The following is a 23,005-nucleotide window of genomic DNA, read 5'->3' as shown; positions in this document are numbered from 1 at the left end:
TATCCCTGTAGAAAAAACTGAGAGATTCCCAAAACCTCCTTTTCCGCCACCCGCATCAAGGCAATCCAGCCGGGCATAAGGCGGCCTTCGCCAACGCGCCACGTTTTTCTTCAGCCGTGCTGCTCCATACGGTGGCGGGCCAACAAGCGTCGCGTCTCTTGACGGCCGCGCGGCGTCAGCTCCGCATACCCTTTGCGCAGGACGGGCAAATTGAACAGGCACCCCTCCACCGTGCGCGACGCTTCCAACGCCGTATGGCAGAGCAGTTCGTAAATTTTACTTTTATAATAGACGATATGGTCGCCCGCCACCCAAACCGGTGCGTCAAAATCGATGGAAATCAAACCACGTTCCTCCAAGCCGCGCAGGGCCTCCCCACGCTTCTTGACCAGTCCCATTTCCTCCTCGGGATGTTCCATATACACATTGTCCAGTGCGGTCATAACCAGTTCTTTTTCTGCATCGTTGTGCAATTCAAACCGCGCCATAGGGAAGCGGGCTCCCCGCATGCACAAAAGCAACTCTTCCTGCATTTCTGTCAATCGCATCTATCCTACAACCCTTTCCAATTGATATTGTGTACAGCATTTCATCGCCAAAATCCGCAGCACCGATTCGTCCAGCCGTTCCTCCGTCACGGTCCCGTCTTGCACAGCAGCCAAGAGTGCGTTGTAATCCGCCTGCAAATCGGAGGATAACAGCAGGTCGTTGCCCGCGTTGATCGCCGCCGCACAGGGGTTTTCCCCTCCGGTATATGCCGGGATCGCCTCCATCGACAGATCATCGGTTAAAATCAACCCCGTAAAGCCGAGGTCCTCACGCAAAACCCGGTGTACCTCGGGCGAAAGCGAGGCCGGATGCTCCGAATCCATGCAGTTCACGATGTTGTGCGACACCAGAACCATCGGCGCGCCCTCTTCAATGCCCGCCGCAAACGGCAAAAAGTCCGATTCCATAAACGTCTCGTAGGGACGGTGATCGACCGCTATCCCCGTGTGGGTATCCTCATTGTTCCCATAGCCGGGAAAATGCTTCAATGCGCAGGCCATCCGCTGCTGGTTGTACGTGGCCACGGAGTTCTTCACATAGTCTGCCGTTTCCGCCGCCCCTTGGCCGAACGTCCGCGCATACATGAAGTCGGAGGGGTTGGTGGACACATCCGCTACGGGCACGAGGTTGACATTCAACCCGAGCGATTGAAGCAACTGCGTCTTCTGGACGGTATCGTCTACAATGGCCTGCATACCGCCCGATTGGAACACCTGTTGCGGCGATTGAAACGGTTTTGGCGCAAGGTTCGCATTGCGGCTGACGCGCACAACCGTACCGCCCTCTTCGTCCACAGCCAAAAACATCGGGATCTTGCTGGCCTGCTGGTAGGATTCCATCTCGGCACAGACCTGTTCCGCCGTTTTGCCATCAAAATCCTTTGCAAAGAGCATAAAACCGCCGGGCTGGTACGTCTGCACCGCCGCCAGCGCATTTTCCGAAGGGCAGCGGAACAGGAATACCTGTGCCACCTTTTCCTCCAGGGTCATGTTCTCCAGCAGTTCCTGCGCCTCCGGATATCCCTCTGCAAAAAGCTCTTGCGTCGTTGCTGGCCCAGCTGGAACAGCAGATTGTCCCGAAGATGAAGCATCGCTCTCTTCGGAAGCACTGCCCTCCGGCTCTTCTGGTCGCTCCTCTGTCTCGGCCGGAGGAGCGCTGGATTCGCTTTCCGACGGAACGGACATACTGGATGATGACGAATTCGGTTCCTCCGTTTTCGCTGGGCCCGCTGCACATCCCACAGCGAAAAGCAATAGGACGGCTATCATAAGAAATAGGACGCTTCTCCGTTTCACGTTTGTCCCTCCCGGCCTTCCGGCCCTTGTAAAGCAAAAACAACCTGCCGAAAGACCCGGCAGGTTGTTTCCTTTTGCCAGAGTGTATGTTCAAACACACTCTATCACAAATTTCATTCTTTGACAAGTTCGCGGTACAAACGGATGTATTCGTTGGCGGATTTGCCCCAGCTGTTGTCGCAGCGCATGGCGCGCTCCACGAGAATTCTCCAGCCGTCGCGGTTGTAATATCCGTCGATTGCGCGATGCAACGCATGGAGCATGTCGCCGCTGTTGTAGGTACGGAACGTAAAGCCGTTGCCGTAGCCGTCGCCGCTGTCCTGGATGGAGTCCTTCAGGCCGCCGGTTTCGCGTACCACCGGGATCGTGCCATAACGCAGGGAAATCATCTGCGCCAGACCGCAGGGCTCACTCTTGCTGGGCATCAGGAAAATGTCCGCACCCGCATAAATCTTGCGCGACAGCTCCGGAACAAACCCGAAGCAGGCGCACAGCCGGCCCGGGTACTTGTTCTGCATATCGCGGAAGAAGTTCTCATATTCAAAGTCGCCCGAACCCAGAATGACGAACTGGGCGTTTGTCTCCCACATCAGCTGATCCAGCGCCTCTTTGACGAGGTCAAGGCCCTTATGGGCCACCATGCGGGTGACCATACCGATCAACGGCACATCCGGGTCCTGGGCCAGGCAGAGGCGTTCTTGCAAAGCGCGCTTGTTTTCCGCCTTGTTGCTGAAATCGTCCGCCGAATAGTTGGCGTAGATATCCTTATCCGTCGCCGGGTCATAACTGACCGTATCGATGCCGTTCAGGATGCCGGTGAGCTTCCAGGAACGCTCCCGCAGGATGCCGTCCAGCTCGTGGGAGTACCACGGGTCGAGGATCTCCTGCGCATACGTCGGGCTGACGGTTGTCACGCGGTGCGCAGTTTCAATCGCACCCTTCATCAGGTTGACGCAATCGTCATATTCCAGGATATGGTTCTCCGACTTCGGGATGCCGAGCACGTCTTCGACCAATTCTTTGCCATATTTCCCCTGGTACTGGATGTTATGGATGGTGATGATGGTCTTGATGCCACGGTACCACTCGTTATTCGCATAGAAGATGCTGTAATAGATCGGCACAAGGGCGGTTTGCCAATCGTTGCAATGGATGATGTCCGGCTTAAAGTCGATATAGGGCAGCATCTCCAATGCAGCGCGAGAGAGGAATGCAAAGCGCTCCGCGTCGTCATAGTGGCCGTAAAGCCCCTTGCGCTTAAAATAATACTGATTGTCGATCAAATAGTAAATCACACCGCCGGACCGCGCCTCGAACACGCCGCAATATTGACGCCGCCATGCCACCGGTACGGACAGGCTGGTGACAAAGCGCATGTTGTCGCGCAGCTCCTGCGGGACCTCTTCATACAGCGGCATCACGACGCGGCAGCCGATCAGCCGTTCGCGCAATGCCTGGGGCAAGGAGCCCGCCACGTCCGCCAAACCGCCCGTAGCGGCAAACGGCCGTGCCTCACTGGTACAATACAATACTTTCATATTTGAATGTCTCCTCCTTCTTTTCCATGCTGCACGTTACGCGGCCGAATCAGACCACGCTTCCTTTGCTGATAAAGACCGGATAAGACTGGAATCCCATGAGGGAACGGTCGTTCTTAATGACAACGTCCTTGTCAATCACAACATAGTTGAGTTTACAGTTCGGTCCGATCTCGCTGTCCTGCATAATCACACAGTTCTCCAACTTGCTGCCCTTATCGACCTTCACCCCGCGGAACAACACGCAGTTTTCCACAGAACCTTCGATTACGCAGCCGTCCGCCACAAGGGAGTTGCTGACGTTTGCGCCGAGGCCATACCGGGCGGGCATATTGTCACGCACCTTGGTATAGATCGGGCGGTTCGGGTCAAACAGCTGGCTGCGCACCTTGGGCAGCATCAGGGCCATATTTGCCTCAAAATAGGAATTCATCGAGCAGATATTCTGCGCAAAGCCCGTGAATTCATAGGCATAAATGCGGAACTTCTCGATATTCCGCTGTAAGAAATCACGTTTAAAATTATACAAATTGCGGCTCACACACTCGGTCACCATCTGGATCAACAGGTCGCGGCGCATCAGCAGCATGCTCATGCCAAAATTGCACTCGCCGCTCTGCCGCGGGCTGATGACCATATCCCGCACACGGCCATCCGGATCGATGGTGTATACCGAAGGATTGCTGATCATCTTCGGCAGCTTCCCATAGCGGTAAATCACAGTGATATCCGCCTGGTTCTTTAAGTGGAAAGCCATTACATCGCGATAGTCGATGTTGCAGATTACATCACAGTCGCTCAGAATGACATATTCCTCTTGGGAATTCGTCAGAAACCGCATGCTGGATTCCAGGGACTCAACCCGGCTGTTGTTGATCAAGGACTCATGGCCGAACGGGGGAAGCATGAACAAGCCCGCGCTTTTGCGGGACAAATCCCAAGCCTTTCCGGAGCCAAGGTGATCCATCAGGGACTGATAATTGCCCTTTGTGACAACACCGACCTTGTTAATGCCAGAATTCACCAAATTTGACAGCGGGAAATCAATCAGACGGTACCGTCCACCAAAGGGTACAGAACCCATGGTGCGTTTCTCCGTCAATTCCCGGATCTTTTCCTCGTGGACATTGGCAAACAGAATTCCCAGTATATTGTTTCCGCGAATCATTTTGACCCCTCCTCTGCAAGTGTATCCGCATCAATCATCGCCTTGGGGGGTACGGTTGTGCCCGGAGCTAGGACGCAGCCGCTACCAACGACCGCAACACCCCATTCGTCCTTATTTTCCATGTCTTCCGGCCGTGCGCCGACGACGCTGCCCTTGCCGATGACCGCATTCTCTGCGACAATGGCATATTGGACAATGGCGTTCTCTTCTACGCGCGCGCCCGGCATGATGATCGAATCCTTGACCTGTGCGCCCGGAGCAATGTACACGCCGGCAAACAGGACGGCAAAGTCGATCTCGCCATAGACATTACATCCCTCTGCCACCAGGGAATTTTGCACCTTGGCGTCTTTTGCAACATAATGCGGCGGCATAACCGGGTTGCGGGAATAGATCTTCCAGCTCTCTTCGCTCAAGTCCAGATCCACATTGGGATTGAGCAGGTCCATATTGGACTCCCAGAGGCTTTCAATGGTCCCAACATCCTTCCAATACCCCTGGAACGGATAAGCGAACATGCGCTCGCCTGCGTTCAACATGGCCGGCAGGACGTCTTTGCCGAAGTCGTTGGAGGATTTTGGATTGGCCTCGTCCTCTTCCAGATATTTGCGCAGCTTGCTCCAGGTAAATACATAGATACCCATGGAAGCCTTATTGCTCTTCGGCACCTTTGGCTTCTCGTCGAACTGATAGATGGAACCGTCCTCGTTCGTATTCATAATGCCAAAACGGGACGCCTCTTCCATGGGGACTTCGATGACGGCAATCGTACACGCTGCATCGTGTTCCTTATGGAACGCCACCATCTTGGAGTAATCCATCTTATAGATATGGTCGCCGGACAGGACCACTACATAATCGGGATTATAGCGCTCAATAAAGTTGATGTTCTGATAAATCGCGTTAGCCGTACCCTTGTACCAGTCGGACTTGCGGCTGCGCTGATACGGCGGCAGAACGCGCACGCCAGCGTTCATGCTGTCGAGATCCCACGGTTGGCCGCTGCCTATGTACTCGTTGAGCAAGAGAGGCTGGTACTGGGTGAGGACGCCCACGCTCTCAATGCCGGAATTTACACAGTTGGAAAGCGGAAAGTCAATGATTCGGTATTTGCCACCATATGGCACGGCGGGCTTTGCCAGGTTTTTCGTGAGCACTCCCAACCGGCTGCCCTGGCCGCCTGCAAGGAGCATGGCGACGACTTCTTGTTTTGGCATCATAATGATTCCTCCTTGGCTTCATATTTCATAGTGAAGAGATTTCCATGTATCAACGTCCGCCAAATGGCGGTCACGCTTGTGGTTCGGCCTTCTTTTTTCTGGGGCGTATTGTTTTGGTTCCCGCCCCGGAGGAGGTCTTGGATGCAGCCGTCTTTTTTGTCTTGCTGGCCGCAGCCGTCTTGGATTTTGCCGCAGGTTTCTTGCGGCGTACTTTCTTTTGTTTGCATCGGATAAAGACAACGGACAGAGGCGCCAGGTTGAGGCAGATGCTCTGCTCCATCCCGTGCATGGGCTCGTCGTCCTGGGTTTTGATCTCAGCGCCATTGGAAAGCCCGCTGCCGCCGTAGATCACAGCGTCCGAAGAGAAGATCTCTTCATAAACCCCCGGATACGGGGCGCCAATGCAATACTTCTCGCGCAGGACCGGCAAGAAATTGCACACCACCATGAGCTCGTTGCCCTCTTTGTCAAACCGGCGGAAAGCGATGACGCTCTGGGTGTAATCGTCGTTGGAGATCCAGGAGAAGCCCTCCCAGGAGAAGTCCACCTCCCACAGCGGGGCATGCTCCAGATAGAAATGGTTCAGGTCCTTTGAGAAGCGCTGCATTTGTGCATGGCGCTCATCGCTGAGCAGGCACCAATCGAGCTCCTGCTCATAGTTCCATTCGATTTCTTGGGCGAACTCCGTTCCCATAAAGTTCAGCTTTTTGCCGGGATGCGCCATCATATAGGAGAGGAACGTGCGCACACTTGCAAACTTTTGATCCCGATCGCCGGGCATTTTATTGAACAACGAACACTTTCCATGCACCACCTCGTCGTGGGAGATGGGCAGGACAAAGTTTTCGGAGAACGCATAGAAGAAGGAAAAGGTTATGTTGTCGTGATTAAACTTGCGGTAAATCGGGTCCAAGGAAATATAGTGGAGCATATCGTTCATCCAGCCCATATTCCACTTATAATTGAAACCGAGCCCGCCGCAGAAGGTGGGCTTGCTCACCATGGGCCAGGAGGTGGATTCCTCCGCAATCATCATGACCTCTGGGAACAGCTCAAAGATGGATTCATTCAGCTTTTGCAGGAATGCGACCGCCTCCAGATTCTCTTTGCCGCCGTTCTTATTCGGAACCCATTCGCCCTCTTTCCGGCTGTAGTCCAGATACAGCATAGAAGCCACGGCATCCACACGGATTCCGTCGATGTGGTATTTCTCCAGCCAGAACACCGCGCTGGAAATCAGGAAGCTGACCACCTCATTGCGGCCATAGTCGAAGACCAGCGTGCCCCAGTCCTTATGCTCGCCCTTGCGCCAATCCGCATACTCGTAGCAGGGTGTGCCGTCAAAACGCGCAAGCCCGGCCTCATCCTTTGGAAAATGCGCCGGCACCCAGTCCATGATCACGCCGATTCCCGCTTCATGGAATTTCTCCACAAAGCTCATAAAGTCCTTTGGTTCGCCATAACGGGAGGTAGGCGCGAAATATCCCATGACCTGATAACCCCAAGAACCGTCAAACGGATACTCGGTGATCGGCATCAGTTCGACGTGCGTATACCCCATTTCTTTGATATAGGGAATCAGCTCGTCAGCAAGCTTGTCATAGGAAAAGACATTTCCATCCGCATACCGGCGCCAGGAACCGAGATGTACCTCGTAGATGTTCACAGGCTGGTTGTAATGCGGCTTTTCTTTCTTGTGCTGGTACCACGCCTGATCGTTCCATTGGAATCCCTCGATGTCATAATAGCGGGAAGCGTGTCCAATTCCCGCCTCGAAGTGGAACGCATACGGGTCGCTCTTCATCACTTTTTTCCCATCTTTGCCGGTGATGCTGAACTTATAAATCTCATACATGGGGAGGACAAACGGCAGATAACATTCCCACACGCCGTCGCTGATTTTTTCCATCGGATTTTTTTCTTCGTCCCATTCGTTGAACGGGCCGACCAGCGAGACTGCCTGGGCGTTGGGCGCCCACACCCGGCAGGACATCCCTTCTCCTCCGTCTACGGCAGCTTTATGCAAACCCATGTATTCATAGGCCTTGACATTCGTTCCCTCGTGGAATAAATATAGCGGAAAATTATTTTCTTCCGTTTTTTTCACATCTGGCATTTGAACCGCTCCCCCTGGTAACATTTTCTTTAGGTTTATCATATCACAAACTGACAAAATAGCAAGTGTTTTTGGTTGTTTAATTGGAGATTTTGCGGATATATATAAATTTTTTTGTTGACATTGTTATAAAACGCCCAAGTTTTTCGCTGCAATGGCCTTTTTCCCAAAAATCAGTATACCATAGGGTGCTTGTCAGATTTTGCTTATTCTCCCCACAGACTTCCCATTTACATTGTTCTAACAAATATAAAACAAGGATTTAAGGCAAAAATTGAACACTTCCAAAGGCACAGACCCCAACGTCCCTTGGCCTACGGCAGACGCATAGCGTCTCTCGCGCCTACGGCGGGCACACAGTGCCTTTCGCGCCTACGGCGGACGCGCAGCGTCTTTTCGCGCCTACGGCGTCCCCTAAGAAAGCAAATTGCGAAGAGTTGGCTTTCCGCTCCATATGGGAAAGCCCTACAGAAGCAAGAAAAACCACCTAAAGACCGGAAGCCATCCTTCCGCATCAGCTGTGAAAAAGAAAAGCATTGAATGATAGAAAAGGCCCCAACCCTGGGAACTCTTCCGGGGTTGGGGCCTCGTTGCTTAGAGGGAAGCTGCCTTCCCTTTTTGTCTTTTATTTCCGATTAGCCAATGGCTACCGTGCAATGGACGCATAGCGTCCGTCTACGAAAGCACTTACGCAATCGTCACGGCACAATGTTTCACAGGACGTGCAACGTCTTACGCGCCTACGGCGTCCGTCTACGAAAGCACTTATCCAATCGTTACTGCACAGTGTTTAACTGGGGCATTGCCCGGCAGGGTGGTGTAAACGCCCGTGCTCTGGCCCGGTGTGCCGATGGCATAGACTCTGTAGTAGTAGTCGTTGCCGATCTTCGCCACGAACTGCGTCTTGAGCACTTCACCGTTGCCGGCCGTGAAGCCCGGCACCATGTTGTTGCCGTTGACCACGGTCATCTTGAAGCAATACGCCTGGCCGTGCTTCAGCGTGAAGTTGACCGTCGTGTCGGAAACCACATAGGCATTCGCTGCCACGCTCTGGCTTGCGGATACCACGCCCGCTGCGCCGTATGCGTTGCCGACGTTTGCAGACGTGCTGCCGCTGTTCTTCGAGCCCGTGGAGGTGCTCTTCTCGACCAAGCCGTCGATGCTGTTCTCCAACGCCTCGACTGCGTCTGCAACCTCTTCCTTGGTCGCTTCTGCGTCGTTCAGCACTGCCTTCGCAGTGCTCAATGCGGCCTTCATCGTTGCCACGCTCTTCGCCGTGTACTTATTGGTGTTGATCGCTTCAGCTTCTCCGATCAATGCTTCCAGCGCATCCTTATTCGGGATCATGCGCAAGGCGGAGATCGCCGCCGTAAGGTCTTTCACAGCCGTGTCCACCGCATCCTGCGTTGCATTTGCATCTTCCAGCACGGACTTTGCTTCGGCCAGGACAGTCTCAAAGCTCGTCCATGCCTCGTTCTGGATGTACTGGTCTGCATTTTCGACAATGCTGTCGCCCTTGAGGACCAGCGCTTCCAGATTGCTGATGTCTGCGCGGTAGACCAGGCCATAAATGGCGTCATACAGCGCATCCACCGCTGCGGTGATGTCCGCTTCCAGGACTTCTTCATCGTCCAACAGCTCTTCCGCCGCCGCATACGCTTCGTCCAGCGCATCCAGGCTGTCCGGCGTAAACAGGTCGCGGTCGATGGAATCTGCGATTTCCATCGGGATGTCCAGCTGGCTCTTGTCGCCTGCAACAAAGCTCAGGTAGTGCAGCGCGTCGATCAAGTCGCTCCATGCGGTGTTGATCTCGTCCTGCGTTGCGGTCTTCTTTGCTTCGACGTCCTTCGCCGCCTGCAAAGCCGCTTCGTACTTCTCCTGTACGGACGGAACGGCTTCCGCTGCTTCATCTGCACGGCCCTCTGCAATCTCAATGGCAGCGCGCAGGTTCTGCTTGTCTACCACTGTGAAGCCAAGCTCGATCGTGGTGTCCGCGTTCGGCATGGCTGCGCTGTAGACATATTCAGAAACGTCAAAGCTGTCTTCCGCAATGGCTTCGCCGTTCACGGTGACGCCTGCGATCTCGCGGCCTTCTACGCGCGGTGCAAAGGCCAGGTTGAGTTCGGTGTCCGCCATCACGTCGGCCGAATACTTGCCCAGCAGGTTTGCAATCGTCTGCTCTTCGCCGCCGATGCTCAGTTTTACCGTCTTCGGGAAGGTGACGGTCAATTCCGGCTGCCCACGCAACGTGAGATCGGCATCGGTCACATCCCCGTCCGATACGGTTACGGCAACGCTGGACGCCAGATAAGCGCCTTCCACTGCGTTGACCTGGACAAGATAATCGCCCGCTTTTACATCGGTAAAGGTAAAGTTCCCTTCTGCATCGGTCGTTGTAAGATCAATCGCTTGATCTGGGTTGCCGGCCGTATACAGGTACACGGGGATTCCTCCCACGTCCACACCGGTTTCGCCGGCAAGTACGCATCCAGAGACCGTATAGACCGTAGGCACCTCGTAAACCCGCAGCTCTGCTGCGCTAGCAAAGCCACCGTATCCTTCCATGGCGGTCAAGCGGACAGCCTGTGCCTCTGTCGGGGAGAATTCCACGGTTTTCTCCGCCATATCCAGCGCCCAGTCGCCCTCCGATACCTGCGTCCATGTTCCGTCCGCTGCCTGGATTTCCAAGCGGTACTTTGTAATGATACCGTTGTTCTGTCCAGGGGTCTGCCGCGGTACATATACAAATTGGTTAATCTGGCGTACGGTATCAAAGCGAAGCGTGATATCCACAGGCAGCGGGTCCTGCTGCGGGTCATAGCGGCTGTGCCAAAGGGTTTGGATGTTCCCATCGATGGCAAAAGAGGCCGGCCCATCGTAGTCGTGCTGTGGATTCGTTTCGCTGCTTGCTTCCGCCGTCATGCTGCTATTGGGAACCATGTTGCCATATTGGAAATTCGCACGGACGGATTGATCGCTATTCATAATCAAATAGACTTCCGAATCCGTACCGGTCTGGCTGCCTTCCCAGCCAATGAACGTACCTGTGGTTTCAATGGCTTCTATGGTCACCCGGTCGCCCTTTGCATATTCCTGGGAATATGGCAGGGATACCAGCTCGTTATTCACAGAAATCTTTCCTCCGGGCGTCCCCTCCAAATACAGCTGATAGGTGTCTTGTGCTTCGTCGATGCGGTATACACCCATCTCAGAAAGCTGGAACATATAGTTGGTGGTCGTATCGGCTGCCAGTTTGCCAATCCGATTCACCGTGACGCGGATATACCGGGCATCTTGCATTTCATCAAAGGTATAAACCGCTGGGCAGTAATACTCGGGGGCCACAACGTCGTGGTAAGTGCCGATGACCGTGTATGTATCCTCCCCGTCCTTACGCACGGAGATGGTGAAATCCTCTGGGAAGGAACATGTGCTTCCATCTGCCGCAAAATAATCGGAGCGTGGATACAAGTGCACGCGGTTAAACTCGGTGTTTTCCCCCAGATCCACTTCAACCCAATACGGGTCTGCGGAGACATCGGGATTGGTAGTTGCCGCGCTTGTATAGCCCTTGGAACCGCTGACATCTCCCGGCGTCAAAAGGACGCCATCCGTCAGGTTCGATGTGCTCCAATCCGGCAAAGATTCGATGGTGTTCTTCGCATTCACCGCCGCATGCAGCGCCAGATTTTCGGATATTGCCAATGCCTGATTCAACACCAGCGAATGGTCGCTGTCCATCGTCAAAGAAATGGTTTCTTCATCGGAAGAAACATCGCCGCCCCAGGAGAAGAAACCGTAGTCCGCTTCGTTGAGGATGACCGGTTCAATCGTCAGCTCCTGCCCTTCACGGAATGCGCCTGTATATGGGAGGATTTTCTCATCGCCGCCATTGATGCGCACCGCTGCATAGGCCATTGGGTCATTGGAAGCGATCTGCAACATAACCACATCATCGCTATAGACTTCCAGCTCGCCAATCTGCATCAGGTAGCCGTCTGTCTCATTCGCCAAGCGGAGCTTCGTGCCCACTACGCGGATATAGCCAGCCTCAACCGGCTCGTCAAACAGAATGGCGCGGGGTTTGCTGGTGACCGTGTCTCCCTCCACCTTCTTGACCGGCGTCCATTCGTTTCCGTCCACCGAAACCAAGACTTCATAATCCACAGGCATCATAGCGCCGTCGAGATTATCCGAAGGATACAGCAGGATCTCCTGGATGGAGCATACGCCTCCCAGATCCACCTGGACCCATTCCGTGCTGTCTTCTGTCTGATTTCTGCCCGGCATGGAACTCCAGCCGTTGGTATAGGCGCCGTCCACCAGCCCGGAGATCCCCCAGCCGTCCGCCTCATAGGAACTGGACGCGGACACTGCTGCGCCGGTGGAAATGCTCATATCTTTATTGGGCGTGTCCACCACCTGAATGGAGGTCGCCGAACGGTCGGACTGGCTCAAATGGAACGCCTCATAGATGGGCTTCAACGTGCGTTCTTCGAAGGGAAGGTTCTGCTCGCCTTCCACATCTGTTCCAGGACCGTTGAACCATCCCAAAAGGGCAAAGCCCTTGGAATAGGTGTACCCAAACATGTGGTCCTCCGCGGGCATGGTCACATTGCGGATCACCGGAATGTCAAAATGGAGTGCGATTTCGTCCACGGTTGTGGGATCAAAGGAAATCTCCAAAAAGCCGTTCTCTACGTTTGCTTCTGTCTCCATCCCATCCACAGTCAAGCGGAGTGTTGTGAGATCCACATAGGATGGAATAAACAGCCGCATCGTAAGCTCCGAAGCGGTGCTGCTTTCCACGGCAAACTGTACGTCTCCATTCTCTGGATAGCCGGATGTCTGCTGCAAAACTGTCTCCCCGCCGCCGGAAGCAAACGTCAGGCGATTGTTCGAATATTGCAGCACATACAGGCGGCCCTGGGCATCGGTCATATACTGATATCCCAACGCTTTCCCCATGCCTTCACCGCCGCGCATCGTGCAGCACCAGGTCGCTTCATAGGAACTTACGTCCAAGGAATCGCTGGTCACACCACAGCAAGTATCGGTACCAAAGCCACCGTTGCTGCGCTGGCCTGCGCCCATGCCATTGAGCAGAATTTTCTGGGACAATTCCAGCCATTTTACATCCTGTGTATAGCGGAACAGTTCCATGGAGGCGATATAGGAATCAATGATGGCGCACGGTTCTGTCCATTCCGGGCGCTGATACCAGTTATAGTTCATATACGTCTCCGTCATGCCGGAGCTGACATATTCCTCCATGCGCTGTACCGCATAATCGAGGTACTTCTGCTCATGGGTAGCGCCGTAGAACCGCAGGATGCCGCGTGTGGCAGACAGCGTGGCGTGCGTCTGGAATTTTAGGGTGCGCACATCCTCCTGCATAAACTTTTCAATCATGATTTCGATGACCGAACGGAGCTCTTCGTTTTTCGTAATTTGATATGCGTGGGTTGCCCCGTCCAGCATGATAAACACGCAGCCGGTATCTGTGGACAACTTCCAACCGGCCTCTTCCCCGATAATCTCGCCGGACTCTCCGCCGCCCTGTCCGCCTTCGATAATGGGATACCGCGCAAAGCCGTCCTTCGCCGGGATTAAAAGCTTATTCACCAAACCCTCTATAATTTCGAGCGCACGGGGATCCTGGTTCCATTCGTACAATTCGCACATCGCACGCAGGAACCAGCTGTGCCCGGCCATCAACTGCTCATTAATCATATCGGGATTCAAGGTTTCATTAAAGAAACAGCCGTCGAGCAGCTTGTCCGGCAAAGCCTGCATCATGGCTTCCAGGTTCTGCGGGGCGCGGTCTTGGTTTGCCTTTGCCTCGCTGATGATTCCCAGCAATGCCCGGCCTTGATAATCCCCCGGCCAATTGGGGTCGCCTTCCAGAACAGAAGGCAACAGATAGGGGTCGCTCTCCAACCGGTCATAATTCTTTTGGGAACGCTCATATAGGTACCCGGAAAGCATATCCACGTTGGCCATGTCCAATACGGACAGCTCCGCATCCGGATCGGCCTGTACATTATTTTTGGCTGCAAACGCGGGGGTCAGGCTTCCCAAACAGAGCAACAGCGCTAAAACTACGCTCAGTAGATTACGGACTTTTTTTTGTATCATGCAAAATCTCCTTTCCAAAATAGCTTTTTATTCCATTTGCAAGAAGACACATGAGAAGGGCCGCAAAAGCCCTTAAAATTCCGCTCCTCCCTTCTATTCCTTTTATCATATATCCTCTTTACAATTTTATATATATTACATATTTTTAACGACTAGAGCCCGACTGTTTTATTTATTAATTATACATACATTTATCAAGGAATAAGATATTATGGCGAATTTTTGGAATATTTTTCTATATTTTTTAGGAAATCCAGCAAAACACTCGAGCGCGGTTCCAAATAAAATGAAAAGCTTAACATAATCTCAATGGAGGGCAGACGCCCTTTAAACTAGGCAACCTTTTGATCTTTTGTGCGATACAACCGCTAGGTAAACAAAAAGAGCCCCTGCCCTTTGCAATGCAAAGAGCAGGGGCTCACAGCCTTTACGTTTCGGTTTTAACCGCCGGCCAAATTATTCGTGGTCAACCTTGTACATATGCTTGATGAGGTCGAGCACCTTGTTGCTGTAACCCCATTCGTTGTCGTACCAGGATACCAGCTTGACGAAATGGTCGTTCAGCATGATGCCAGCCTTCTCGTCGAAGATGGAGGTGTGCGGATCGCCCAGGAAGTCGGAAGAAACAACCGCTTCGTCGGTGTAGCCGAGGATGCCCTTCAGCTCGCCTTCGGAAGCTTCTTTGATCGCCTTGCAGATCTCTTCGTAAGTGGTCTTGGTCGCCAGGCTTACGGTGAGGTCAACAACGGAGACGTCCAGGGTCGGAACACGCATGGACATACCGGTCAGCTTGCCCTTAACGGACGGGATAACCAGTGCGCAAGCCTTAGCAGCGCCCGTGGAGGACGGGATGATGTTGCCAGCAGCTGCACGACCGCCGCGCCAATCCTTCTTGGACGGGCCGTCAACGGTCTTCTGGGTTGCAGTGGTGGAGTGAACCGTCGTCATGAGGCCTTCCACGATGCCGAACTTGTCGTTGATAACCTTGGTCAGAGGAGCCAAGCAGTTCGTTGTGCAGGAAGCATTGGAAACAACCTTCATGTCCTTGGTGTAGGTGTCGAGGTTAACACCGCAGACAAACGTGGGGGTTTCCTTATCCTTTGCAGGAGCGGAGATAACAACCTTCTTAGCGCCAGCCTGAATATGAGCGGAAGCCTTCTCGGTGGTGCAGAACACGCCCGTGGACTCCACAACGTACTCCGCTTCAACAGCGCCCCACGGAATCTGGGACGGCTCCTTCTCAGCAAAAACGCTGATCTCCTTGCCATTGACAACGAGCTTGCCGTTCTCAGCCTTTACGGTGCCATCGAAATGACCATGCATGGTGTCGTATTTCACCATGTAAACCATATAGTCGAGGTCGATGAACGGATCGTTGATGCCAACGATCTCAAAGGTCTCCGGCTGCGCAACAGCGGCACGGAATACCAGGCGGCCAATGCGGCCAAAGCCATTAATGCCAACTTTAATAGACATAGAACTTGTACCTCCTGAATTTTATAGTGGTCTATCCTGCTATTATTTTATAGCATTCGCAGCGATAATACAAGAGTTTGATATAAATTTAACTTACATTTTTTAAATATTTTTCTGGAAAACTCTTCAATTTTCTTCTTCCCCTGTCCGGATGGCTGCGCTCACGTCCACAGGCAGCTTGCGCGCGGCGGACAAAAAGGACAAAATGTAGCAAGCCATGCACAAATTGACCAGATGAAGCCCTGCAGGGAACAGCCCCGGGACGGTCCTTCCCAGAACCGCCATCAGCAGGGTCGGCACGGAGGTCAAAAGCGCCAGCAGTGCTGCCGGAAGTCCGGTCGCAGCCAACATGCGCCCGCTCTTTTCGCCCTCCACGCCGGCGAAAAATTTCGCCTGTGCAAACAGGAACAAAAGGAGCAATACCACCGCAAACATGTCGTACACATTTTCCGACACATTGACCACTGCTGTATAGGAGATAAACAGCAGAACCAGGCAAATGCATCCCCAAACCGCTGGCAAAAGCGCGACGAGCGGATGCTCGCCCACTGGGTTCGTCCCCGTGGCAAAGCCATAGGCCGCCAGAAAAATGGCGAACGCCGCCAGGATCCCGACAATCGCCATTGCCAGGCCGATCACACCGGCAGGGGTTGTGCTCTCCCCACTGGGAGCCGTCCCATTGATCTGCACACTATAGATAAAAATATTGCTGACAGAGTTGACCAGAAGCAACGCGCCGGTCAGCCCGGACAGGACAGCCGTGGGGATGCTCCGCAAAGGCGTATATCTCGCCGGCATCCGCTTGCTTCCCTTCGAAATGACCACGATCGCAGCAAATGCAAGCAGCAGGACAACCACCAGCACCGCCGTAGTCGCCGTACCGCCGTTTAAAAATCCAGTATCCTCTTCCATCAGGGCAAAAAGCTGATACAGGCGAACGGGAAGCACCACAACCAGCGCAACCAGAAAAACCAACCAGGCATGTTTCATAGACATCGGATATTTCCCCTTTTTACAATAGTATCAAGCGACATTGTATTCTATTCTACACAATTGCAGCAATCTTAATTTTCTTATTTCTCATAATAGCAAAATGTTGCCGCGGATCAAAAACCGCCAGGCAGCGCTGAAACACTGCCTGGCGGTACGAAGCCTCTTATTCCCGTTCGTCAATGGGTATGTACTGCTTTTCATGCGTCAAGGAGCGGTATGCGGGGCGCATAATGCGGCCGCAGGTTTCCATTTCCTCGATGCGGTGTGCGCACCAGCCCGCAATGCGGGATACGGCGAACATCGGCGTGTACAGGTCGCTCGGAATCCCCAGCATCTCATACACCAGGCCGGAGTAAAAGTCCACATTTGCAGAGATGACCTTCCGGTCGTTCTTCACCTTTGCGAATACATCCGGCGAGAGCTTTTCCACGCGCTCAAACAGCTCAAATTTCCGCAGCATGCCGTGCTCCTCCGCCATTTTACGCGCATTTTCTTTTAAAATCACGGCGCGCGGGTCGGACAGCGTATAGACCGCATGGCCCATGCCATAGATCAGCCCGGAGCGGTCGCCGGCCTCCTTGCGGACAATCTTTTCCAAGTAGCTTCCCACTTCGTCGTCGCTCTCCCAGTTTTTCACATGCCCCATCAAGTCGTCCATCATCATCATGACGCGGTGGTTCGCCCCACCGTGCCGCGGCCCCTTCAAGGAACCGATGGCGGCGGAAATCGCGGAATAAATATCCGTCCCCGTGGAGGAAAGCACGCGCGTGGTAAAGGTGGAGTTGTTGCCGCCGCCGTGCTCCGCATGCAGAATCATGCACAGATCCAGCAGCTTGGCCTCTTCATCGGTAAAGACGCGGTCCGGGCGGATGGCATTGAGGATGGCCTCCGCCGTGGAATGGTTCGGGTCCAGCGGGTGGAAAAACATGCTTTGCCGGTCAAAATGGCGGCGTTTCACCTGGTAGGCATACGTCATAATGGTGGGCAAACGCGCGATCAGCTGGATAGCCTGGCGCATGTTGTTTTCCAAGGAAGGATCATCCGGGTTGTCGTCATAGGAATACAGTGCCAATACCGAACGGCCCAGTTTGTTCATGATGTTGCGGGACGGCGCCTTTATAATCATATCTTCGGCAAAATAATCGGGCAACTCCCTATAGCTGTTGAGCAGTTTACAGAAGCCTTCCAACTGCGAGCGGGTCGGCTGCTTGCCAAACAGCAACAGCCAGGCGACCTCTTCAAAGCCAAAGCGGTTTTCCCGGCGGCAGCCCTCCACAATGTCCTCCACGTTGATGCCGCGGTACGTCAGGATACCCTTATCCGGGATGCGTTCCGCGTCGTCGATCAAATAGCCATGCACGTTGCAAATCAGCGTCAAACCGGCCATCACGCCCGTCCCGTCGGGATTCCGCAGGCCGCGTTTTACCTGATACAGGTCAAATTTTTCCGGGGGAATCTGGTTATTCGCCCGAAATTCCTCACAGAGCGCTCGAAATTCCATTTTTTGATCATTCTGCTGTGTCTCTTCCATCCTAACATTCACTCCGTTCTTTCAATCATCGGGCAAAACCGACCTGTTTCACCCACTCCCTTTTGTGCAACGATTTTATTGTAAAGGATTGCCATAGGGAAGTCAATCCTTGGAACAGAGACAAAGGCCGTAAAAATGCATGAAAAATTGTCAATTATTTCATTTTTTGTTCGAAAATGCGAATATCGTTGCAATTTACAGCATCCTTATGCATAATTCAAACATCCTCCATGTAAAAATGGAATAGCCGTAGAAATGCGGACAAGGCGCTTGTTTGCGGAGGTGTAAAAATGAAAGGTACGACGATTTTATGCTTATTGCTTTTTCTCGCCATGCTGTGCATCCCCTTCCTGGCGATCGGAGCGAACCTGTCCGGATCGCTTCCAGATTCCCCGCGGGTGACGGATTCCGGCCCCCCGGCGGATCTTGAGAACGCCTCGTTCCGCATCCGGGACGAATCCACCAACGAGGTCCTGACCGTCGGGGACCGGGACTTCCTCTATGGGGCCATCGTCACGGAAATGGCCCCCAGCGCGGAGCCGGAGGCCTTAAAAGCACAGGCGGTCGCCGCTTACACCTATTACAGCCGGCAGCGTGCGCTGGCCCGCGAGCAAAACGCGGACAGCGACTTTTCCGCTGACCTCCAAAACTGGAAGGTCTATGTCAGCAAAGAACAGATGCAGGAGCGCTGGGGAGAATCCTTTCAGGAGTATTACGACAAACTCACGGAGGTGATCGACTGCATCGCGGGCCAGACCCTTCAAAGCGATGGGGAATTGATCGACGCCACCTATTTCGCAATCTCCTCCGGAAAGACGGAGAGCTCGGAGGACGTATGGGGCGGAAAGCTGGACTACCTCGTCCCGGTTGCCAGCCCCGGCGACCTGTTTGCCAGCGGTTACCAGACCACCGCCTCGTTCAGCGCCGAAGAATTCCGGAACGCCATCCAGGAAAAAGCGCCGGACGCGGATTTTTCCGGCGACCCATCCACCTGGGTGGGCGAAGCTGCATGCACGAATTCCGGCTCGGTGAAACAGATCACCATCGGCGGGCAGCCGGTGGATGGCGACGACGTGCGCTCGGCGTTCGGCCTGCGCTCCTCCAATTTTACCCTCGCCTGCGCGGATAGCATCTTTACGTTTACGGTCCGGGGATATGGGCACGGCGTGGGCATGAGCCAGACCGGCGCGCAATTTATGGCGCAGCAGGGTTCGGATTATCAGGAAATTTTGGCGTGGTATTACCCCAACACCACGCTGGTTTCCGTATAAAAGAACGCCTCCCGTCCCAAAGGACAGGAGGCGTTCTCTTCTGCATATTGACGTTCCGGCGGGACGAGCGCCATTGTGGGAAAATACAGCTTATGTAAACAACCCCGAACAATAAGCAACGATGACCGGTAACAAAAAAAGCGCTAAGCAAAGAAGCGACAACCAGAAGGCACGCGCACGATACCAAACAAAGGGTTTCCCCGCCTCTTGGCACTGTACCTTTTCCCCTCTTAAAGCCAATACAAACATAACACCCCAGCCGATGGCCAACAGGATGTACCAAAGCCAGCGGAGCGCAGGGAATTGCCTGAGGAATGCAACCAACAGCCATGTATAGGCATAACAAGTCGTATCGAGCATGTTCAAAAACGCCGGTTCCGCCCAGCCAAGAAAACGCCGCCCTTCCTCCCGCGCTTCTTCCCGGATGGAGAAATAGGACAGCCACGCGCGGAACAGGCTGGCTGCCAAAACCGCCAATGTACAGGCGACCCAATAGACAGGCGAACTAAACCATACGATCAGCAACAACAAGATCACGACGCCCAAAGCGGCTTGAATCACGCCTGCATGGTTCCGCAAAAAAGCACCCATGATTCTCCCTCCTTCCAAGATCAATATAATATATTTTCAGCAAAATAACAAGTGGTTTTGAAGTGAAATTTCTTTACAAAATTAAAAGCTCTAATTTGTAAGAATAAATCGAATGATTTAGATCGAATCTCCGAAACAAAAAAGCCTCTACCCACATCTTTTTTGACATGGATAGAGGCTTTCGAACATCTTATGCGCAGAAGGTTCTCTGGGCGGGAAACGCAGGCGTTTAGCCCTTTTTCACCAGGTCACGGATGACTTTGAAAATCTGGATGCAAACGGTGGGCAGGATGGCAAGCAAAACGATCATGCCAACGTTTGCCAGGGTCAGCGGGGCAACCTGGAACAACGTCTCCAAGAAGGGCAGCAATAACACAGCGGCCAACAGCACAATCCCCGCTGCAAACGCCATCAGGGAATATTTGTTGCTGCCAAGGCCCAGACGAAAGATCGACTTCTCTCCCCGGCAGTTAAACCCGTGGAACAGGCGGGCAAGCGTCAAAGTAGCAAACGCCATCGTCATTGCGAGCGCTGCATTCTGCGTCGAGCCATAGCCAATGTAGAACGCCGCCATGGTCGCGATGCCAATCAACAGGCCCTGCCCAAAGATTTTCCCCAGAAGGGACCGATTCAAAATGGGTTCCTTGGGATCGCGCGGTTTGCGGTCCAAAAGGTCCTTGCGGGCAGGCTCCATGCCGATCGCAATCGCGGGGAGGCTGTCGGTCAGCAGGTTGATGAACAGCAGATGCACCGGGGCAAACGGCATCGGCAGGCCCACAATGGATGCGAAGAGCACGCAGAGGATGGCTGCCATATTGCCGGAAAGCAAAAACTGGATCGCATTTTTGATGTTTTCATAGACATTGCGTCCGTTTAGGACCGCCTTGACAATGGTGGCAAAATTGTCGTCCTCCAAGATCATGGAAGCGGCATCTTTGCTGACCTCTGTGCCGGTGATCCCCATGGCAACGCCGATGTCCGCCTTTTTCAGGGCCGGTGCGTCGTTCACGCCGTCGCCCGTCATCGAGACGATGCGGCCCTTGCGCTGCCAAGCGTCCACAATGCGGATCTTGTTTTCCGGGGAGACGCGGGCATAGACCGCGATTTTGGCGAGCTTTTGATCCAGCTCTTCATCGGACATGGCATCCAGCTCCACGCCCTCGAGTGCCATATCCCCATCGGTAAAGATGCCGATCTTGCGGGCAATCGCCGTGGCGGTCACCTTGTGGTCGCCGGTGATCATCACCGTGCGGATGCCAGCGCGCTTTGCGTCTGCAACCGCCTGCACGGATTCCTCACGCGGCGGGTCGATCATGGAGATCAAGCCCACAAAGGTCATATCGGTCTCGTCCTCCAAGGTGAGGGGGCGCACCGCATCCAACGGGCGATAGCCAAAGGCCAGCACCCGCAGGCCCTGCTCCGAAAGCGCATTGTTGACGCGCAGAATTTCCTGCTTGCCCGCTTCATCCAGGGGCAAAACCCCTTTGCTGGTGAAAATCTTCGTTGCACGGCCCAACATCACATCGATCGCGCCTTTGGTCAACAACGTGGGGGTCCCGTCGATGTCGTGCAAGGTGCTCATGAGCTTACGGTCCGAATCAAAGGCGATTTCGCCCAGACGCGGGTGCTGCTGGCGGTAGGCCACTTCTTCGACCCCGAACAAGTCGCCCAACTGCACCAGCGCCACCTCGGTCGGGTCGCCGATGTCCGCGCCGTCCACAGAAGTTGCATCGCTCGCCAGGATCGCGATTTTTAACAGCAGGCGCTGCGGGCCGTTCGGCAATTGGAGGTCCTTCCCGTCCAGCAATTGGCCGTCGGCATAGATTTTCTGGACGCACATCTTATTCTGTGTAAGCGTACCGGTCTTATCGGAACAAATGACCGAGACGGAACCGAGGCTTTCCACCGCCTTCAGGTCTTTGATAATGGCATTTTCTTTGGCCATCTTCTGCGTCCCCATCGCCAACACGATGGTCACTATGGAGCTGAGCGCCTCTGGGATTGCAGCCACTGCCAGCGCCACGGCGAACATCAGGGAGTCGAGGATGGGCATCTCCCGATACAGGGACAGGCCAAAGACCACCACACAGATCGCCAGAATGATGACCGCCAATTTCTTGCTGAAGTCGTCCAAGCTCTGTTGCAACGGCGTCTTGCGCTGCTGGGTCTGGTTCATCAGCGAGGCGATTTTGCCGATCTCCGTATGCATGCCGGTTCCCGTCACCACAACAGTGGCGCGGCCATACGTCACAAGGGAACCGGAAAAGACCATATTCTTCTGGTCGCCCAAGGCCACTTTCTCGCCGGGGATGACCTCCTCGGTCTTTTCCACTCCTTCGGATTCGCCGGTCAAAGAGCTTTCGTTCACCTTGAGGGAAAAGTTCTCAATCACGCGCCCGTCTGCAACCACCAGGTCGCCCGCTTCCAGAAACACGATGTCGCCCGGCACCACCTCTTTGGAGGGGACCTCCACCTTTGCGCCTCCACGCAAAACCTTCGCCGTTGGGGAGGACATCGCCTTGAGGCTTTCCAGGGATTTTTCCGCCTTGAAGTACTGCACGGTGCCGAGGACTGCATTGAGAATCAGAACGGCAAAGATGACGATGGTGCTCTCTCCCTGCCCGGACAGCATGGAGATAATGGCCGCCACGATCAGGATCACTACCAATAGGTCTTTAAACTGCTCCAGGAACACCTGGAGGACGCTCTTCTTTTTTCCCTCCACCAGCGCATTGGGTCCGTATTTTTTTAGCCTGTCCGCTGCCTGTGCATTGGATAAGCCTCCGGAAGAGCTCTCTTGCTCTCGCAAGACCTCTTCCACAGAGCGGTTGAAAAATGTGTCTGCCATAATGTTTTCTCCTTCCATACAGTTCTTCCTGCTGCCGGCCGTATATAACAAAAAAAGACTTCCGGCCAGCTGCCCAAGCGTAATGCAGGACAGCCATCCAAAAGTCTTGTTAACCGATCAACGGCACACACCGCCAGATTTTTTCAAATCGGGTATGTTGACGGCATGTCTATGAAACTACTCCCTCTTGATGGATGAACAACAGAATGAGTTTTTAATTCGAGATTAGTATACCGTCAAACCGCTCGCTTGTCAACCGTCCCACAAAAAA

13 protein-coding genes are annotated in these 23,005 nt (G+C 53.8%); 1 reads left to right on the top strand and 12 read right to left on the bottom strand.

Annotated elements, in window-relative coordinates; genetic code table 11:
* Window positions 1-110 precede the first annotated feature (110 nt).
* The 10 genes from I2G69_RS00520 to I2G69_RS00475 all read right to left on the bottom strand — a co-directional run bounded on the left by I2G69_RS00520 (window position 111) and on the right by I2G69_RS00475 (window position 17,994).
* Complete coding sequence (locus I2G69_RS00520) at window positions 111-488, bottom strand: hypothetical protein (RefSeq protein WP_191448156.1); 378 nt, start codon at window positions 486-488, stop codon at window positions 111-113.
* A gap of 60 nt (window positions 489-548) precedes the next feature.
* Window positions 549-1,844, bottom strand: coding sequence for a glycoside hydrolase family 3 protein (locus I2G69_RS00515; protein WP_195560016.1), 1,296 nt, complete (start codon window positions 1,842-1,844; stop codon window positions 549-551).
* 113 nt (window positions 1,845-1,957) lie between these two features.
* Window positions 1,958-3,382 carry a glycogen synthase GlgA gene (gene glgA / locus I2G69_RS00510; RefSeq protein ID WP_087229889.1) on the bottom strand — a complete coding sequence of 475 codons (1,425 nt, stop codon included), beginning with the start codon at window positions 3,380-3,382 and terminating at the stop codon, window positions 1,958-1,960.
* Window positions 3,383-3,431: 49 nt separating this feature from the next.
* Window positions 3,432-4,547, bottom strand: coding sequence for a glucose-1-phosphate adenylyltransferase subunit GlgD (gene glgD / locus I2G69_RS00505; protein WP_087230299.1), 1,116 nt, complete (start codon window positions 4,545-4,547; stop codon window positions 3,432-3,434).
* Complete coding sequence (locus tag I2G69_RS00500) at window positions 4,547-5,770, bottom strand: glucose-1-phosphate adenylyltransferase (RefSeq protein ID WP_087229886.1); 1,224 nt, start codon at window positions 5,768-5,770, stop codon at window positions 4,547-4,549. The genes glgD and I2G69_RS00500 overlap by 1 nt, the downstream gene beginning before the upstream one ends.
* A gap of 70 nt (window positions 5,771-5,840) precedes the next feature.
* Window positions 5,841-7,886, bottom strand: a complete 2,046-nt coding sequence (glgB, locus tag I2G69_RS00495; protein WP_191448155.1) for a 1,4-alpha-glucan branching protein GlgB — start codon at window positions 7,884-7,886, stop codon at window positions 5,841-5,843.
* A gap of 765 nt (window positions 7,887-8,651) precedes the next feature.
* Complete coding sequence (locus I2G69_RS00490; RefSeq protein WP_195560015.1) at window positions 8,652-14,024, bottom strand: discoidin domain-containing protein; 5,373 nt, start codon at window positions 14,022-14,024, stop codon at window positions 8,652-8,654.
* 456 nt (window positions 14,025-14,480) lie between these two features.
* On the bottom strand, window positions 14,481-15,500 hold the full coding sequence (gap, locus tag I2G69_RS00485; RefSeq protein WP_087229876.1) for a type I glyceraldehyde-3-phosphate dehydrogenase: 1,020 nt from the start codon (window positions 15,498-15,500) through the stop codon (window positions 14,481-14,483).
* A gap of 126 nt (window positions 15,501-15,626) precedes the next feature.
* Window positions 15,627-16,496 carry a hypothetical protein gene (locus I2G69_RS00480; RefSeq protein ID WP_195560014.1) on the bottom strand — a complete coding sequence of 290 codons (870 nt, stop codon included), beginning with the start codon at window positions 16,494-16,496 and terminating at the stop codon, window positions 15,627-15,629.
* A gap of 160 nt (window positions 16,497-16,656) precedes the next feature.
* The gene (locus I2G69_RS00475) at window positions 16,657-17,994 is read right to left on the bottom strand and encodes a citrate/2-methylcitrate synthase (protein ID WP_195560013.1); all 1,338 of its coding nucleotides are present in this window, start codon (window positions 17,992-17,994) and stop codon (window positions 16,657-16,659) included.
* A 320-nt stretch (window positions 17,995-18,314) separates the two neighbouring features.
* Between I2G69_RS00475 and spoIID the strand changes: the two genes are divergently transcribed.
* Complete coding sequence (gene spoIID, locus I2G69_RS00470) at window positions 18,315-19,295, top strand: stage II sporulation protein D (RefSeq protein WP_195560012.1); 981 nt, start codon at window positions 18,315-18,317, stop codon at window positions 19,293-19,295.
* Window positions 19,296-19,385: 90 nt separating this feature from the next.
* On the opposite strand, the gene I2G69_RS00465 is transcribed toward spoIID, so the two are convergent.
* Both I2G69_RS00465 and I2G69_RS00460 read right to left on the bottom strand, forming a co-directional pair.
* Window positions 19,386-19,886 carry a hypothetical protein gene (locus I2G69_RS00465; RefSeq protein ID WP_195560011.1) on the bottom strand — a complete coding sequence of 167 codons (501 nt, stop codon included), beginning with the start codon at window positions 19,884-19,886 and terminating at the stop codon, window positions 19,386-19,388.
* A gap of 229 nt (window positions 19,887-20,115) precedes the next feature.
* Complete coding sequence (locus I2G69_RS00460) at window positions 20,116-22,734, bottom strand: cation-translocating P-type ATPase (RefSeq protein WP_195560010.1); 2,619 nt, start codon at window positions 22,732-22,734, stop codon at window positions 20,116-20,118.
* Window positions 22,735-23,005: the final 271 nt, after the last annotated feature.

The organism is Anaeromassilibacillus sp. D41t1_190614_C2 (assembly GCF_015558525.1).
Classification (GTDB): Bacteria; Bacillota; Clostridia; order Oscillospirales; family Acutalibacteraceae; genus Anaeromassilibacillus; species Anaeromassilibacillus stercoravium.
The sequence above is the reverse complement of the archived record's forward strand: the minus strand, read 5'-3'. Positions and strand labels throughout refer to the sequence as shown.